15 protein-coding genes are annotated in these 16,318 nt (G+C 45.6%); 10 read left to right on the top strand and 5 right to left on the bottom strand.

What is annotated here, in order from left to right:
* Positions 1–59 precede the first annotated feature (59 nt).
* The 4 genes from FSB75_RS02050 (at position 60) to FSB75_RS02035 (ending at position 6,284) form a co-directional block, all read left to right on the top strand.
* Complete coding sequence (locus FSB75_RS02050) at positions 60–2,306, top strand: PAS domain-containing sensor histidine kinase (RefSeq protein ID WP_146781998.1); 2,247 nt, start codon at positions 60–62, stop codon at positions 2,304–2,306.
* 16 nt (positions 2,307–2,322) lie between these two features.
* A complete protein-coding gene (locus FSB75_RS02045) occupies positions 2,323–2,967 on the top strand; it encodes a response regulator (RefSeq protein WP_146781995.1) in 645 nt (214 codons plus the stop codon).
* A 127-nt stretch (positions 2,968–3,094) separates the two neighbouring features.
* Positions 3,095–3,523, top strand: coding sequence for a response regulator (locus FSB75_RS02040; RefSeq protein ID WP_146781993.1), 429 nt, complete (start codon positions 3,095–3,097; stop codon positions 3,521–3,523).
* A gap of 61 nt (positions 3,524–3,584) precedes the next feature.
* On the top strand, positions 3,585–6,284 hold the full coding sequence (locus FSB75_RS02035; RefSeq protein WP_146781990.1) for a valine--tRNA ligase: 2,700 nt from the start codon (positions 3,585–3,587) through the stop codon (positions 6,282–6,284).
* A gap of 130 nt (positions 6,285–6,414) precedes the next feature.
* Here FSB75_RS02035 and FSB75_RS02030 read toward each other — a convergent pair whose 3' ends face one another.
* From FSB75_RS02030 to FSB75_RS02015, 4 genes are read right to left on the bottom strand one after another with little or no spacing between them, the layout of a single operon-like run.
* Positions 6,415–9,201: a TolB-like translocation protein gene (locus tag FSB75_RS02030; protein WP_146781987.1), complete on the bottom strand. Its 2,787-nt coding sequence runs from the start codon at positions 9,199–9,201 to the stop codon at positions 6,415–6,417.
* Between the two features lie 19 nt (positions 9,202–9,220).
* A complete protein-coding gene (locus tag FSB75_RS02025; protein ID WP_146781984.1) occupies positions 9,221–9,856 on the bottom strand; it encodes a hypothetical protein in 636 nt (211 codons plus the stop codon).
* Positions 9,857–9,869: 13 nt separating this feature from the next.
* Positions 9,870–10,172 (bottom strand): phosphoribosylpyrophosphate synthetase, encoded by a 303-nt coding sequence (locus FSB75_RS02020; RefSeq protein WP_146781981.1) that lies wholly within the window; start codon positions 10,170–10,172, stop codon positions 9,870–9,872.
* Positions 10,173–10,213: 41 nt separating this feature from the next.
* Positions 10,214–10,420: a hypothetical protein gene (locus FSB75_RS02015; RefSeq protein WP_146781978.1), complete on the bottom strand. Its 207-nt coding sequence runs from the start codon at positions 10,418–10,420 to the stop codon at positions 10,214–10,216.
* Between the two features lie 228 nt (positions 10,421–10,648).
* Between FSB75_RS02015 and FSB75_RS02010 the strand changes: the two genes are divergently transcribed.
* Positions 10,649–11,026, top strand: a complete 378-nt coding sequence (locus FSB75_RS02010) for a hypothetical protein (protein WP_146781975.1) — start codon at positions 10,649–10,651, stop codon at positions 11,024–11,026.
* A gap of 119 nt (positions 11,027–11,145) precedes the next feature.
* On the opposite strand, the gene FSB75_RS02005 is transcribed toward FSB75_RS02010, so the two are convergent.
* Positions 11,146–11,631, bottom strand: coding sequence for an Lrp/AsnC family transcriptional regulator (locus FSB75_RS02005; protein ID WP_227990744.1), 486 nt, complete (start codon positions 11,629–11,631; stop codon positions 11,146–11,148).
* A 240-nt stretch (positions 11,632–11,871) separates the two neighbouring features.
* On the opposite strand from FSB75_RS02005, the gene ahcY reads away from it, so the two are divergent.
* The 5 genes from ahcY to FSB75_RS01985 all read left to right on the top strand — a co-directional run bounded on the left by ahcY (position 11,872) and on the right by FSB75_RS01985 (position 16,304).
* A complete protein-coding gene (gene ahcY / locus FSB75_RS02000) occupies positions 11,872–13,200 on the top strand; it encodes an adenosylhomocysteinase (RefSeq protein ID WP_146781971.1) in 1,329 nt (442 codons plus the stop codon).
* 77 nt (positions 13,201–13,277) lie between these two features.
* The gene (locus FSB75_RS01995; RefSeq protein ID WP_146781968.1) at positions 13,278–13,853 is read left to right on the top strand and encodes a zeta toxin family protein; all 576 of its coding nucleotides are present in this window, start codon (positions 13,278–13,280) and stop codon (positions 13,851–13,853) included.
* Entirely contained in the window at positions 13,840–13,992 is a 153-nt protein-coding gene (locus FSB75_RS21750) for a hypothetical protein (RefSeq protein ID WP_172623042.1), read from the top strand. The genes FSB75_RS01995 and FSB75_RS21750 overlap by 14 nt, the downstream gene beginning before the upstream one ends.
* Before the next feature lie 130 nt (positions 13,993–14,122).
* The gene (locus FSB75_RS01990; RefSeq protein ID WP_227990910.1) at positions 14,123–15,346 is read left to right on the top strand and encodes a TlpA family protein disulfide reductase; all 1,224 of its coding nucleotides are present in this window, start codon (positions 14,123–14,125) and stop codon (positions 15,344–15,346) included.
* A 196-nt stretch (positions 15,347–15,542) separates the two neighbouring features.
* Complete coding sequence (locus tag FSB75_RS01985) at positions 15,543–16,304, top strand: DUF72 domain-containing protein (RefSeq protein ID WP_146781961.1); 762 nt, start codon at positions 15,543–15,545, stop codon at positions 16,302–16,304.
* Positions 16,305–16,318 lie beyond the last annotated feature (14 nt).

The following is a 16,318-nucleotide window of genomic DNA, read 5'->3' as shown; positions in this document are numbered from 1 at the left end:
ATTTTTTCTCTCTGCCAGAAAACGGCTACTTTGATTCTTTTTGCAAAGCCACATGCAACATGAAAAACCAGCTCACTCAAATTGCAACAAAAGAAAAAGCTGCCGGTGACGAGTCGGCCCGCATTATTTTAGACAATTTGCCCGATACCGTTGTGTTGGTGGACAAGGAGTTAAACCTTGTTAGTTTTAACCACTGCGCAAAGGAACGTGCAAGGCAATATCTGAAAAAAGATATTCATGCCGGAATGCCCTTGATCGAGCTTGTTCCTCCTGCCCGCTGGCCGGCATTGCCCACAATTATAAAAGATGTGCTGAGCGGGAAGTCCCGCATTACGGAGAGCCATTCATTGAGCCGGTACGAAGGCGAAAAAATTTACGAAAACAGCTTTTCACCCGCCCGGAACAAATCCGGTGAAATCGTTGGAATCCTTATCCGATCGGTGGACATTACTCAGCACAAAAACGCGGAAAGGGCGATGCAGGAAGCCGAAGAACGATGGCAGTTTGCCTTTGAGGCAAGCAACCAGGCCGCCTGGGATTGGAACATGCAAACGAACGAGGTTATTTATTCGAGTTCGTATAAAAAACTTTATGGCTTTTTGGGCGATGACTTAAAAAATGAATTGTCTGAATGGCAAAACCGCATTCACCCTGAAGACAAGGGCCGCATTGAAAAAGCCGTTGAAGAACATGCGCAATCCGACAATCCGTATTACGAAACTACTTACCGCATTCAGTTGAAAAATGGCGATTACAAATGGATCATGGCGCGGGGCAAGTTGCTTAGCAAGGACGAGGACGGCAAGCCGCTGCGCATGATCGGCACGCATACCGATCTGACCCAAACCATGCAGACGAAGGCGGAAATCAGGAAAATGAACGAACGCTTTCAGTATGCGACCAAGGCCTCGTCGCAAGCTTTGTGGGAATGGGATGCGCAAACCGGAGAGGCTTACGTAAGCCCCAGTTTTACCGAGATGTTTGGCTGGCATGTGGACGAAAACAAGCATTTTGATCAATGGCACCAGTACATTCATCCGGACGATCAAAAAGACACGATAGAAACTTATTATCACACTCTTCGTCATACCAATGAAAGCATCTGGCAAGCGACTTATCGCTTTTTAAAAGCCGACGGCAGCTATGTTTTTGTAAGCGATAAGGCTTACATACTTCGCAACGAAAAAAACGAAGCGATCAAAGTCATTGGCGCTACACAAGACGTTACGGCGCTGAAAAAAGCCGAAGCCGAGCTCTTAAAGAGTAACGAACGATACAACATTGTATTAAAGGCTACCAACGACTTGGTGTGGGAATGGGATATGACAACCGGCGAAGTTTTCCGTCCCAAAGAAGGCATTAAAAAAGTGTACGGCTTGGAGGATAATTCCCTGGTGAAAACGGTGGCGTTGTGGATGGAAAGAATACATCCCGATGATGTGGAAGTGGTGAGCCGGGTTATGCAGTCGGTAATGGAAGGCGAGCACATGCAAACCTTCGAAATCGAATACCGCTTTCGCAGGGAAGACGGTCAGTACAACAACATCCTTGGCCGCGGTATTTTACTGAAGGACAAGAACGGCCAGCCGGTTCGCATGATCGGTTCGGAACAAAACATTTCCCTACGCAAACGGCTGGAACGGGAACTTTTGCAAAACGAACTGGAAATGAAAAAGCGTATTAACCAGGCAACGGTTGATTCGCAGGAGCAGGAGCGCAGCGAGATTGGCCGCGAACTGCACGATAACATTAACCAGGTGCTGACCACCACCAAGCTTTATTTGGAGCTGGCAGCGGCCAATGACGAGGTAGCAGAAGAGCTGCTGAAAAAATCCTGTGTCAACATCGGGAACGTCATTCACGAAATCCGGCAGCTCTCCCGCTCGTTAATGGATCCAACTCTTGGCGACCTCGGAATCGTTGACTCCATTAATGATCTCGTGGAAAATCTGAACTTCACCAAAAAAGTCCGCATTACCCTTGATATTGAGGAAGCCATCGAAAACACGCTGGACAAAAACCAAAAGCTCACTATTTTTCGCATTCTTCAGGAATCACTTAACAATGTTGTTAAACACGCAGGCGCTAACTTTGTTACCGTTAGCATCGGGCACAACAACGATAATATATACCTGCAAGTGAAAGACGACGGCATAGGCTTTTTACCTGAATTGGTAAAGAAAGGCGCCGGCCTGAAAAACATCACCAACCGTGTGTATTTGATCAACGGCCATTTTGCTATCGAAAGCACGCCTGGAAATGGCAGCACCGTTAAAATCAATTTTCCTATAAAAAAAACCTTGTAAAATTCAACAGAGCACTATGGATAAAATTACCATCCTCATTGCCGATGACCACACGCTCGTTCGCGAAACGTGGAGTTTTATTTTAAACACCGACGAACGGTTTAAAGTAGTGGCCGAAAGCGGAAGCGGTGAGGAAGCCGTGGAACTGGCCCGGCAAATGCGGCCCGACGTGGTGATCATGGACATTAATTTGCCCGGAATGAACGGCATTGAGGCGACGCAACTGATCCGCAAATATTCGCCCGCCTCAAAAATCCTGGGCGTTTCGCTGCACACGCAGCCAACTTATGCCCGCAAAATGATGCAGAAAGGCGCGATGGGTTACGTAACCAAAAATTCTTCCCGCGAGGAAATGTTCCGGGCCATTACCGAAGTGCAACAAGGCCGCCGGTATATTTGCGAGGAAATAAAAAACATCCTTTCGGAACAAGTTATCAACGGCGAAGACCAGTCCAACGGTGTGAATGCCCTTTCGCAACGCGAGATTGAAATCATTCAATTCATTAAAAAAGGTTTTTCGTCGAAAGAAATTGCCGAGAGCCTCGACATATCCGTAAAAACCGTAGAGGTACACCGCTACAACGTACTAAAAAAGCTGAACCTGAAAAACGCCGCCGCCCTGGTAAATTACATTAACAACAGCCAGTTGGAGTTTGAATAAGTTTGCTGCGCTAGACACGGCATGTTTTATTGTAATTAGCTCGCAATAACCAACGAACACACAAGCGAAACCCTTGGCCTCCTCCTGCGTCTGCAGAAGAGCGCAACTGTATAAATCAACTGTACGTATGAACAAACCCGTTCGTTTGGTTATTGTAGACGATCACGCAATGGTGCGCCAGACCTGGAGAATGGTCTTGCAGAGAGACGTTCGCATTGATGTTATTGCCGAATGTTCCTCCGGTGACGAAGCCATTGAATGTGCAGTAAAGGTTGGCCCCGACGTAATGCTGATGGACATCAACATGAGCCCGGTAAACGGCTTTGACGCAACCCGCGAAATCTCGCAAATCTGCCCCGCCGTTAAAATCATCGGTACGTCCATCAACAACCAGCCGGCTTACGTGCGGGCACTTATGCAATTGGGTGCGAAAGGTTACGTTACCAAAAATTCGCCGAGTACCGAAATGATCGAAGCCATCATCATCGTAAGCGAGGGCGGAACTTACATCTGCAAAGACGTAGAAAATAAAATGGACAATAAAAAATTTACCTAAGTTCTCTTCATTTCCTTCTATAAAAATTGGTGTGCCTAAATTTGCACACCAATTTTATTTCATGAGCACTCCACTTTCGAAAAATTTTTTGCCCGATACCGTCGAAGAAAAATGGTACCAGCATTGGATGGACAAAGGCTATTTCAACAGTACGCCAGACGACCGTCCGCCTTATGCCGTAGTAATACCGCCGCCCAATGTAACCGGTGTCTTGCACATGGGACACACCTTGAACGAAACCGTGCAGGACGTTCTGGTGCGCAAGGCCCGCATGAGCGGTTTCAACGCTTGTTGGGTTCCGGGTTCCGATCACGCTTCCATTGCTACGGAAGCCAAGGTTGTGCAGATGCTCGAAAAAGAAAAAGGCATTTCTAAACACCAGCTTACGCGGGAAGAATTTTTGAAGCACGCCTTCGAGTGGAAAGAAAAATACGGCGGCATTATTTATCACCAGATAAAGAAACTGGGCTGCAGCGTTGATTGGAATCGCATGACGTTTACCATGGACGATCATTATTATAAAGCGGTGATCAAAGTGTTCGTTGACTTGTTCAACAAAGGCATGATTTACCGCGGTGCAAGAATGATCAACTGGGACCCGGCTGCACAAACGGCCTTAAGCGACGAAGAAGTGGAATACAAAGACGTGCAGGGAAAGCTTTATTATGTGAAATACTTGATCAAAGATGACGGATCACAGATGACAGATGACAGCACAAAAACGACAGTCATCCGTCATCCGTCATCTGTCAATTATATCGTCATCGCCACGCAACGCCCCGAAACCATTATGGGCGATACGGCGGTTTGCGTAAACCCGAACGACGAACGCTATCAACATTTGAAAGGCGCAAAAGTGATTGTGCCGCTCGTCAACCGCGAAGTACCAATCATTTTCGACGAATACGTTGATCCCGCATTCGGAACCGGTGCTTTAAAAGTCACACCCGCACACGACATCAATGATTACAACTTGGGATTAAAGCATAATCTTCCCGCCATTGATACACTTAATCCCGATGGCACGTTGAGTGAAGCTGCCGAAGTGTTTGTGGGCATGGATCGCTTTGAAGCCAGAAAAGCGGCCATTGAAAAATTGCGCGAAGAAGGGCTGTTGGTAAAAGAAGAAGAGTACCAAACCCGCCTTGGTTTCTCGCAGCGAACGGCCGCAGTGGTAGAGCCGCGCATCTCCACGCAATGGTTTGTAAAAATGCGTGACATGGCCGGCAAAGCGCTTGATGCCGTTGCGAGTGGTGAGGTCAAAATTCATCCCGAAGAACGTTTTTTGGCGACGTATAAATATTGGCTGGAGAACGTGAAGGACTGGTGCATCTCGCGGCAGCTTTGGTGGGGCCAGCGCATTCCGGCCTGGTACGATGAAAGCGGACGCTTTGTTGTAGCTGAAACAAAGGAAGAAGCAGTCAAACAATTTGAAGCAGCATTCAATACACAACCCTCTTCGTTAACGCAAGATGAAGACGTGTTGGACACCTGGTTCTCTTCCTGGCTTTGGCCCATCGAAGTCTTCAACGGCATTACGCAGCCGGACAACGAAGACATCAGGTACTACTACCCTACTTCGGTTTTAGTGACGGGGCAAGACATCATCTTTTTCTGGGTGGCCCGCATGATCATGGCCGGCGAAGAATACATGAACGAAAAACCGTTTGAGCACGTGTATTTCACGGGCATGGTTCGCGACAAACAAGGCCGCAAAATGAGCAAGCAGTTGGGCAATTCGCCCGACCTTTTGGAACTCATTCAAAAATTTGGCGCCGATGCCGTTCGCTTTGGCATTTTGATTTCCGCACCGGCGGGCAACGACCTGCTATTTGACGACAGCAGTTGCGAGCAAGGAAGAAATTTCAACAACAAAATTTGGAATGCCCTGAAGTTGGTGAAGATGTGGACCCTTCGACAAGCTCAGGATGACAATCAACTGGCAAGCGGCAATGAGCAGTCAGAAAACTTTGCGGTAAACTGGTTTGAAAACCGGTTGAATCAAGTCAAAGCAGAAGTAGAAGGGCTGTACAAAGGTTTCCGGTTGAGCGAGGCGCTGAAAACAATTTATTCCCTTATTTGGGATGACTTCTGCAGTTGGTATCTCGAATGGATAAAGCCCGGCTTCGAACAACCGATAGAAGCAAGCGTTTATCAAAAAACGGTTTCTTTCTTTGAGCAGTTGATGCAGTTGCTTCATCCCTTCATGCCTTTTGTCACAGAAGAAATTTACCACCGGTTAAAACAGCAAACTGATGATTTGTGCATAAAGCAAATCGAACCTGCGGACAACGTGGACGAAAGCGTTTTAAAACAGGGAGACCTCTTAAAACAGATCATCACCGGCATTCGCGATGTGCGGGCAAGGAACAACATAAAACCGAAAGACGCGATTAAACTGCACGTGCAAGCTGAGAAGAATGATTTTGACCCCATTGAAAACATCCTGAAAAAACAAGCAAACACAAACGAAATCTTCTTCGTGAACGAAGCCGTTCCAAACAGTGTTGCAACGGTTATTGGCGGCAATAAATTTTTTGTTGAAACCGAACAGCAACTCGATACGTTAGTGCAAAAAGAAACCCTGCAGAAAGAGCTGGACTACCAAAAAGGATTTTTGCTATCGGTAGAAAAAAAATTAAGCAACGAACGCTTTGTGCAAAACGCAAAGCCCGAAGTAGTGGAAGCCGAACGGAAAAAAGGCCGCGACGCTCAAGAGAAAATAAAAGCGCTGGAAGAAAGTTTGGCGAATTTGTCTTGAACCGTGATTTGGGTAGATTAAGAGAGTTATTAGAAAGAAAAGAGTCGTTCAGAGATGAACGACTCTTAATTTATAAAGCTGTTTCTATTTCTTATTCATCTATTTAATCTACCCAAATCGTGGTTCAAGATTACTGCGGTATTAAATTCAACGGTACCACGACTTCAAAAACGTTGCTGCCTTTTGGCCTGTTTCCCGAAAAATCATTGTCCAGCAAATGCGAAAGACGGAAGCCGATGCTCGTTGACAAAGTATTAAACAACTTCGTATCAAAATACAATTCGCCGCCCACGCTTCGTTGTTCGGCAGTGCTTTGCTTGCTGCGTGAATACACTTTGGTATAATCGTAAAAAAAGTTCGACCGGACGCGAAGGAAATAAACAATGCCGGGTATGCCCGCATCGGGATAAAACAACGGCATATGATAATTGCCCGATAAGCGCCACATGCGCGAAAAATAATAGTCATTGTAGCCACGCGCATTGGCAAAGCGGTTGGCGAACGTTATGTTGGCCGTATCGGTTTCCTGAATATTCGCTGCCAAAACAATTGCGTGATTTCGGATGGAAGGCAAATACAAGCTCACGCCACCTAAAGATTGAAAGCCCGCATCATTAATCAATTGCCGGTGTTGCAATGAAAGAGAGTAACCAAACCGTGGGTAAATGTGTTGCACGGCTTTGGGCAGTTGTTGCGAATAGCTGATGAAATGCTGCGCATAAACGGCCGTACGGCCCGGCAAAATATTTTTGTAAGCCCCGGTTGGAATGAGTTGGCTGTAATAAAGATTGGAACCGAAATTTAAAAGCTTGTACATCTTTCCGCGGGAGAAATTCAACGGGATGTTGTAGCCGGCTCTGGCTTCAAACTGGTTGAGCGTATAGGTAAGCGACGTGGTTTTAACGGTGCGGTCAAAGGTATAACTGACGCCTGCATTAAGCACAGGAAAAAGCCCGCCGTAATACGAATTAAAACCCACTCCGTGCGAAGTTTCATTGATGTTATAGCGGTAAAAAATTTCGTTGCTGAAGGTGTTTAAAATATTGTCGCTGTAAAGACTGTATGTTATTTCCGGATCGGTGTAATCGGGCCGCCAACTGTGAAAGTTAAACAAGCCCGTACCATTTTTATAAGACGACGTTTCAAAGGTCCGGTCGGCGTTGGTTAAAACATTCGGTGTGTTAAGCAACGGAAGTTTAAACGGGATGGCCCGCTTGCTTAAATCACTGCCGCTTATGATGGATGCTTTGCTATTTTTTAGCGAAGCTTTTTGCAAACGGTAACCGTTGCTTGTAAACTGTGACCAAAGCACCGTATCGCCAAGCACGTTCGGAAAGTACGCACCGGTTTGTCCAAAAGTCAACTGCCGTATTTTTTGCACCGGAAGTTTTTCGCTCAAATCAAGTTCGTACAAATCATCGTTGCCCGATTGCGAAGAAACAAAATAGAGTTTGGCCCCTTGCACAAAAGGATAACCAACAGTAGCCGTACCAGCAGCCAAAACCGTTTGAAATTTTCCGTTTGCAAGCGAACCTCTTTGCAAAGACATGGTGCTGGCCGCCCCCCGAAGCGCCACGACAAATTCATCGTTGTTGATGAAACGTGGATGTAGAAACAAACCTCCTGCCGGAGCAGCGATTCTCTTTTCAACAACGCCTTCGCGGTTGAGTAAACGCAATTCGCTGGTGAGTGAATCGGTGTAAGCCGTCGCCAATATCCGGTTGCCATCGGGACTGATGTCTGGTGTAAAATATTTACCCTTCGACGTAATTCGTTTTTCTTCACCGCTTGCAACGTCCAGCAAAACAACGTCGCTGTAATTCATCAACGACCACCGCGCCGATGTGCTGTAAGCCGTATAAGCAATGGTACCGGCTCGATAGCTGTACCAGTCTTCGGCCGAAATGTCGCGCAGGCCAATGCGGTGTTCACCGTTTTTATCTTTCACATAAAATGCCGGCAGAGAACGAAAGCTGCGTTTCAGGTAAATTAACGAGTCCTCGTTTATTTGTTGCGCAAAAAGATAATCGGTTACGGTTTCTTTTTTTGTAACCGCGTCTCTTCTTGTACTCACTTCGTGTTTGTAAAAGTCAAGTGCGTTGTTCCGGAACGTGCGAAACTTTTCACCGGTTATGTGCTTTATGTTTCCGTTGAAAAAGCCAAAGAAACCGTGAAAGCTCAGGGCATCGTCGGTTACTTTTCGCCAAAAGTCGGGGCCGTATTTCAGGTAACCGTAATTCACCAGCATGAAGCCAAGCGGATAATGATCGGGCACCATATCTTTCAGCGAGCCGTTGCGCAACTTAGCCCAATGGTAATTCCGGCCTTCGTGCCACAGTGCTTTAAAGCCGTTGAAAAAACTGGGTGCACGGCCACGTCCCTGCGATGTTTCAATCGTTTCGCTTTCCACGGCATCTCCTTCAAAAAACCAATTGGGAATGGAGAGGGCATTAAACGCAGCCTGCCCTTCCTGTCCAAATAAAACCGATGCTACACGGCTCGGGCCTTTGTTGAAATTGCTGAACTGGTGAACGTGCCGGTATTCGTGCACGGCCAGCGTTTGCCACCAGGGCGTGTTGCCGAATTCAAAAATATTGGAGCCGGGAATAAGATAATATTCGCTGCGGAACGGGCCGAGCGCCACGTAGCCGTTGGCCAGCGTTGTGTTCTTGTGCATAACGATGTTGATGCGGCGTATTTTATCACCAAGCGGGTTTGGGTTGATGCGGTTGGCACGGTGAATGATGGCCGCAACGTTTTGCGCTAAGCTGTCCACTGCGCCGTCAAAGATGATGCGGGCTGTGTCGGTTTGAATTTGCCGCCATTTGGTAGAAGGCGGGAAGCCGCCAAACTGTTGTGCCTTGCCTGTGTTGATTGTGCAGAAAAAAATAACCGTCAAGAGTACTTTGCCGTTCATGCGGAAAAAGATACGAAACTTATGCCTGCCCTTTGGGATGCCGGTAAAGCCTCACCGTTACCAGACAAATCCAAAGCAAGAAAGACGCAAACGTAATTTTTTGTACAAGCGGAAGCCAGTAAAGCGTTGTGAAGTGCCAGAGATAGTTGTTCCATGCAACAAGCACAAGGTTGAACAAACCGAAAAGGAACAGGCTTTTCCAGCCGCTTTTATACAAGCCGGCATAAACAAACAGCATCGCCACCAAGCCAAAGAAAGGTGAGGCATTTGCTACCGCATCGTGATACGAAGAGTTTAAAAAAGGAAGTGGCAAAAGCGACAAAAGACCGCAGGCCAGAACAATAATTTTACTGCGTTTTGAAAAGTCAAAACCCATTGCGGCAACGGTCAAAAAACCCAAAAGCATAAGCGCCGCGACAACCATAGCGGTATAAGCAAAAGGCCGACCGGCATTAATCTCGCCGTTCAAGGCTTTTCCGCTCAGCAGGTTGCACCAGTAATTGTGCATCCAGCTAAAACCTTTTGCGTGTGCATCAGCCTGGGAGCCGCCCGGATAAAAAGCTGCGGCCATCGTGTAAAGAAAAATGAAAACGAGGCTGCCAAACAGCGGTGACAGCGTCCACCATCTCCTGCTGTTCGTTTGCGCAGCATTCACTCTTTTCGATGAATTAATTGTTGGCGTGGATTTTCAATTTTTGAATGATTGCTGCGTTCTTTGGCGAAGAGGAATAACCATAACCGTCAACCAGCACGCCTTTCACGCCGTTGTTGCTCTCAATGCCGTAAACAACGGATTCGTCACCCGGATCGCTGGCCCCTTCAAAGCGATAAACTTCGTGAATTTCGAATTGATCCGCATTGAATTGTTGTTCGCCACAAACAAGGCAATTCTCGTCAAGATTAAAATCGGTGGTAAAGCCGCGTTTGCGCAAATCATCAATGGCATGCGAAGGAGATGTGTATTGATACATAAAAAGAATTGGTGTCTAAAATTACCAATCCTACCGAGAAATCAGGGCAGGGCGTCAAGCATTTCTTTGCGGCGTTTCTGGTAGACTGCCGTTCGGTAAGAAAAATAATTGGCAGTCATAGCACCTGCATATAGCACCGCACCGATGAACAAGGTTGAATCAATCCGTTGCACCAAAAGATAATACAGCGCCGAAAGAGAAATTTCGAGGAGGGTGAAAATAACAAACAGGTGAAGCCGGTCTTTCATAAACACCGTTTCCTTCTTACCCTCAATCTATTTGCCAGCTTTGCAAACATTTTCGATTGCGCATGTCTACGAGCTCTTCTTTACAAAAGAAAACTTTGCAAAGTCAGACGCAAGCACGGCACAGTTTTTACACGTAATCTTTTGGCCAAAGCATGCAACGGCAATAAGTTATTGTTCCGTTGCTTTCGGCCTCTAAAGCATTTGATTTAAAATTTTAAAAACCGTTTTATGGATGAGCATAAACATTCGCACAGAAGCGAGGAACACAGAAGCAGCGACGACGATCAATTAAGAGATTTAACCACGAATGAAACCATTCGTGAAGTGAGCGGAGAGGCTGATTTAAGCAAATCGGATATTAGTCGTGAACATACCGGTCATCGAACCCTCCGCGACGAAGACGAAATAAGCGGCACCGATCTTTCGCAAGGCGTTAGCTACAATCCAAACGACGCCTCGGCCGTACGCAGCGGCGGCACTACTGACATGGACGACCAAACGGCCGGCGGCGCAGGACTGGCGGCTGGCGAAAGAGGCAGTTCCAATCTTATGACCCGCAGAAACGTTACGGGCAGCGATTTTGACGGACAGAACAAAACTTCATAAGCAGACAAATACCCTTTGAAACGTGCGTCACGCCTGTTCGTATCCCTCAGGCGCGACGCTTTTTTGTAAAGCGTTCGTATAGTTAATTCTCTCCTGAATTCTGACTCCTGTCTCCTCTCCTACACCAATTGCTGCGTCATCTTCACCACGCCCATCACAAACACGCTTTGCACGTTGCCCACATTTTCGATATTGCTCAATTTGTTTACGTGAAAGTTGTAGTATTCGTCCATGTCGGCTACGGCAACTTTCAGCATGAAATCAAACTCGCCGGAGATGGTTAAACATTCCAACACTTCAGTCATCTCTAGAATTCCTTTGATGAATTTCTCTCCGGCATTCTTGCTGTGTTGCCGCAACGATACGTAGCAAATCACCATTAGCCCCTTCCCTACCTTACTTGCATTCAACAAGGTCACGTATTGTTTGATCACGCCGCTTTCTTCCATGCGCTTAATGCGTTCGTGCACCGGCGTTGTGCTCAGGTGTACTTTCTCCGAAATTTCCTTGATGGTCATGCGGGCATTTTGTTGCAACAACTTCAGTATCTCCAAATCCTTTTTATCCAGCGCAGGCATTTCTTCTTTTAGGAGGGCTTTGGCCATAAGCAAACAGAATATTTTTCGGCAAAATAGAACGATTGGCGAAGATTTTCCCAAAGTTTGAAAGCCTTTCAGGAAAATATCCTGCACGCTTACCTTTGTTGGCCGTTGTTCGTTGGTGGTTGTCCGAAGAGAGAGGATGGATAGCTGATGACAGAAGACAGCCTGCTTTTCGATTAACAACCAACGGCCAACGATCAACAATATTCAGAACTCATAACTCTAAATTCATAATTCTACAAAATGTCTACGCTCACAAACACAAACATCGACTTCTCCTTAAAGTACAAGGTGAAGGACATGAGCCTCGCCGAATGGGGCCGCAAAGAAATTCGTTTGGCCGAAGCCGAAATGCCGGGCCTTATGGCCATCCGCCAGGAGTACGCCGCCAGCCAACCGCTGAAAGGCGCCCGCATCGCCGGCTGCCTGCACATGACCATTCAAACGGCCGTGTTGATTGAAACGCTGGTGGCTTTGGGTGCCGAAGTAAAATGGAGCTCCTGCAACATTTTCTCTACGCAAGACCAGGCCGCTGCTGCCATCGCCGCTGCCGGCATTGGCGTGTTTGCCTGGAAAGGCCAAAGCATTGAAGAAGCCGATTGGTGCATTGAGCAAACTCTGTTCTTTGGTGGCGCTGACCGCCCGTTGAACATGATATTGGATGATGGTGGAGACCTTACCAACATGGTGCTTGACAAATACCCCGAGTTGGTGCAACACGTAAAAGGTATTTCGGAAGAAACCACGACCGGTGTTCACCGTTTGTATGAGCGTATGGCGAAAGGCACATTGCCCATGCCTGCGATCAACGTAAACGACTCTGTTACCAAGAGCAAGTTTGACAACAAATACGGTTGTAAAGAATCATTGGTTGATGCCATCCGTCGTGCGACTGACGTGATGCTGGCTGGTAAGGTTGCCGTTGTTGGTGGTTATGGTGACGTGGGCAAAGGTTCTGCCGCCTCGTTGGCCGGTGCCGGTTGCCGCGTGATTGTTACCGAGATCGATCCTATCTGCGCTTTGCAGGCTGCAATGGACGGTTTTGAAGTAAAGAAGATGGCTGATGCCGTAAAAGAAGCCGACATTGTTGTTACCGCTTCTGGTTGCCGCGACTTGATTACTGAAAAGCATTTCCGCAGCATGAAGGACAAAGCCATTGTGTGCAACATCGGTCACTTTGATATTGAGATTGACGTTGCCTGGTTGAACAACAACTACGGCCATACAAAAGATACCGTGAAGCCGCAGGTTGACATTTACAACGTTGACGGCAAGGACATCATCCTGTTGGCCGAAGGCCGCCTGGTGAACCTTGGTTGCGCTACCGGTCACCCTTCGTTTGTGATGTCGAACTCTTTCTCTAACCAAACGCTGGCGCAGATTGAGTTGTGGACAAACAACGATGCGTACGAGAACAAAGTGTACGTTCTGCCGAAGCATCTTGATGAGAAAGTTGCACGTTTGCACCTTTCGAAGATTGGTGTTGAACTGGACGAGTTGACAACCGCACAAGCCGAGTACCTGGGCATTAGCAAAGAAGGTCCGTTTAAGCCGGAAGCGTACCGCTATTAATGCAAAATGAAAAAGTAAAAATTGAAAAGCCCTTGCATTTTTGCAGGGGCTTTTTGTTTGTTGAATATCTTTAGCACATGCCTGATTTGTACATTATTGCAGGTCCAAATGGTGCAGGGAAAACGACAGCCTCATTCACGATGCTGCCGCAAATTTTCAATGTGCGGGAGTTCGTTAACGCCGATGAAATTGCACGTGGGCTTTCTCCCTTTAATCCGGAAAGTGTTTCTTTTGAAGCAGGAAGAATTATGCTGCAACGTATCAATCAATTGGTAGCCACCCGGAAAACGTTTGCTTTTGAAACAACATTAAGCACACGATTTTATGTTAGGCTGATTGAACAATGTCGCGATGAAGGTTACAAGATTCATTTGATTTTTCTTTGGCTGAATTCGCCTGAACTTGCTATTGAAAGGGTTAAGTCGAGAGTGGCAAAAGGTGGACACAACATTCCCGAGGAGGTTATAACGAGAAGGTACTTGAAAGGGCTGCAAAACTTTGTAAATTTGTTTATGCCTATTTGTGATGAGTGGATGGTGGCTGATAACTCGGATGAAAAGCCGCAAACCGTTTCGAAAGGCTGTGGCGTAAATATTGACTCAGTAATGCAAACAGATGTTTGGAATAAAATTCTTGAACATGGAAAAGATTGAAGAAAAAAAAGATTTTGCCGCAAAGGTGATGGAGGGCCTACAGTTGGCTGTACAAAAACTAATTGAAGATGCCCGTAAAAACGGCCACCCCCTTGTCGTTTCTAAAAACGGAAAACCCGAATTGATACAACCGAAATAAGCGGTCCTTTAAGCCGGAAGCATACAGCTACTAATGAATGATGAATAGTGAATAAATCCTCAGATTTCTCCAAGGCTTTTGTTTAAATAATAGGTATGGAATAAGTATATTGAAAAATAAATAATTGGCGGTGATAAATCTTTTTTTATTTTTTTCAACGGTATTTCTAGCTAATACAGTTTTTAGTCAACGCAGCGACTCTGCAAATATTTCAACTTTTAAAAAGTTGAAAATGACTTTTGACTTAGAAACGAATTTAACTAAGAAGACAGCCATTTATGAAGAATTAGCAAAACTATTTCCACCGAAAACCAAGGCAGAAAAAGCGGCCTTCGATGATGATTTGACGTGGGAATTAATGGAAGCACTAGCAGATTCTGGATATTATAATATCGTTCCAAATTATGATAATAGAATGTATAATATAGATGAATTAGCGGGTGTTTATAACGAAATAGCAATAAAGTTAATAGGCGACATTAATGAAACACCGAAAGATATTTCTCATGGAAAAGAATATTTGGCAAAGGCATTACAAATAATCCGAAATAATGAAGATGTGTTTCCAGAAAGATATGCTGTTATATGCCATGTTAAAGCTCGACTTGAATATAAACTTGGAGAATATCAAAAAGCTTACGACGATGAAAAAAAGTTTAGGAAAGATCAAGAATCTCTTTGCATTTATGCAGAGAAAGCAGCGGGTTCTAATGAGGCAAAAGAATGGTTGGAAAAGTTCGTAAAAGAAGGTGCTTATACACCTTCAATGAAGGAGCAATTACGACGGATTTATCTAACGGAAGAAAAAGAAGATACGTGGAGCTCTTATTTTTCTTCTCTAACAAAAAGTTTATTACAAGAGAGAAAAAATGAATTGAGAAAGTCCATCATCAAAAAAGCTTGTCCTGAATTCGTTTTAAAAGATTTGAATAATGAAGCTATTAGCTTACAAAGCTTAAAGGGAAAAATCGTTGTTTTAGATTTTTGGGCAACATGGTGCGCTCCTTGCATCAAACGATTTCCTGGCCTAAAGACTACCATTGAAAGGTATAAAAATGACCAAAATGTTGTATTCCTACTTGTAAATACTTTTGAACGTGTTCCAGCTACTGAGAGATTGACATTAATAAAAACTTTCTTTGAGAAGAGTAAATACAATTTTAGTGTTCTGCTGGATGATCAAACAACAAAATATAAATTGTCTCGTGACTTAGGTGTTTCTACCATTCCTACAAAAATTATTATAGACAAAAAAGGCAATATCATTTTCAAAGAAGCTGGCGGATATCTTGACAGTGATCTATTTGCAGACGAATTATCAATGATGATACAAGTGGCAAAAGAACAAAATTAAATTTCGATTCACGCTGTTGTTACCGTTTCTCCTTGATTTGTGCGTGGCTGCATAAACAACCAAAGTAAGGTCACTTTGACACTAGAAGTGCAAATCATATCAATTGTGATAGGTCTGATGCGAAGACACTGCCATACGCTACCAATTGTAAAAAGGCGATGCTTATGAAAGGCAAACATTTTGCACTTTCCAAATCATGCAAAGCAGTCCATCTTTTTATTCCGGCACCAGCAATATCGTCTTGCCCTTCAAACAATCGGAGTACCCACCCGAGTTCCAAGGCGCCAGCCGGCTAACCTATTATGCTTCGCTATTTTCTTCGCTGGAAGTCAATTCATCTTTTTACAAAATACCCAGGCCCGCAACGGTGGGAAACTGGCGGGAAAGTGTGCCGCATTATTTCAAGTTTACGTTCAAAGTACCCAAAACAGTAACGCATGCAAAAGGCCTGCAGTTTAACGTAGAAGAGTTGGAACGTTTTACAGAAACAGTGGCACAGGCAGGCGATAAAAAAGGCTGCTTGTTGATACAATTGCCGCCATCGGTAAAGAGCGATAAACAGGAAGAGATAGAAGGTATTTTGGAATGCCTACGCAGCGATGCAAAAGGCTGGCGCATCGCCGTGGAGTTCCGCGATAACTCCTGGTACAACAGCGCCGTGTACCGCATGTTGCAAAACTTTGGTGCCGGGATGGTGGAGCAGGACATGCCCAAGTCGGCCACGCCGCCCATAACGGTTGCGGAAGATTTTGTTTACCTGCGTTTTCACGGCCCCGAAGGTGATTACAGAGGCAGTTACGATGACGCCTTTTTATTGAGTCGTGCAAAGCGCATTGCCGCGTGGCTGAAAGAAGGCAAGGAGGTCTATGTTTATTTCAACAACACAGCGGGTGATGCCTTTGAAAACTTACGAACATTAAACGCGATGGTTGCGCAGCGGACCGCGGGAAAGAAATAGGATCCTTGTTGGCG

This window comes from Flavisolibacter ginsenosidimutans, from assembly GCF_007970805.1.
In the GTDB taxonomy this organism is placed as follows: domain Bacteria; phylum Bacteroidota; class Bacteroidia; order Chitinophagales; family Chitinophagaceae; genus Flavisolibacter; species Flavisolibacter ginsenosidimutans.
The sequence above is the reverse complement of the archived record's forward strand: the minus strand, read 5'-3'. Positions and strand labels throughout refer to the sequence as shown.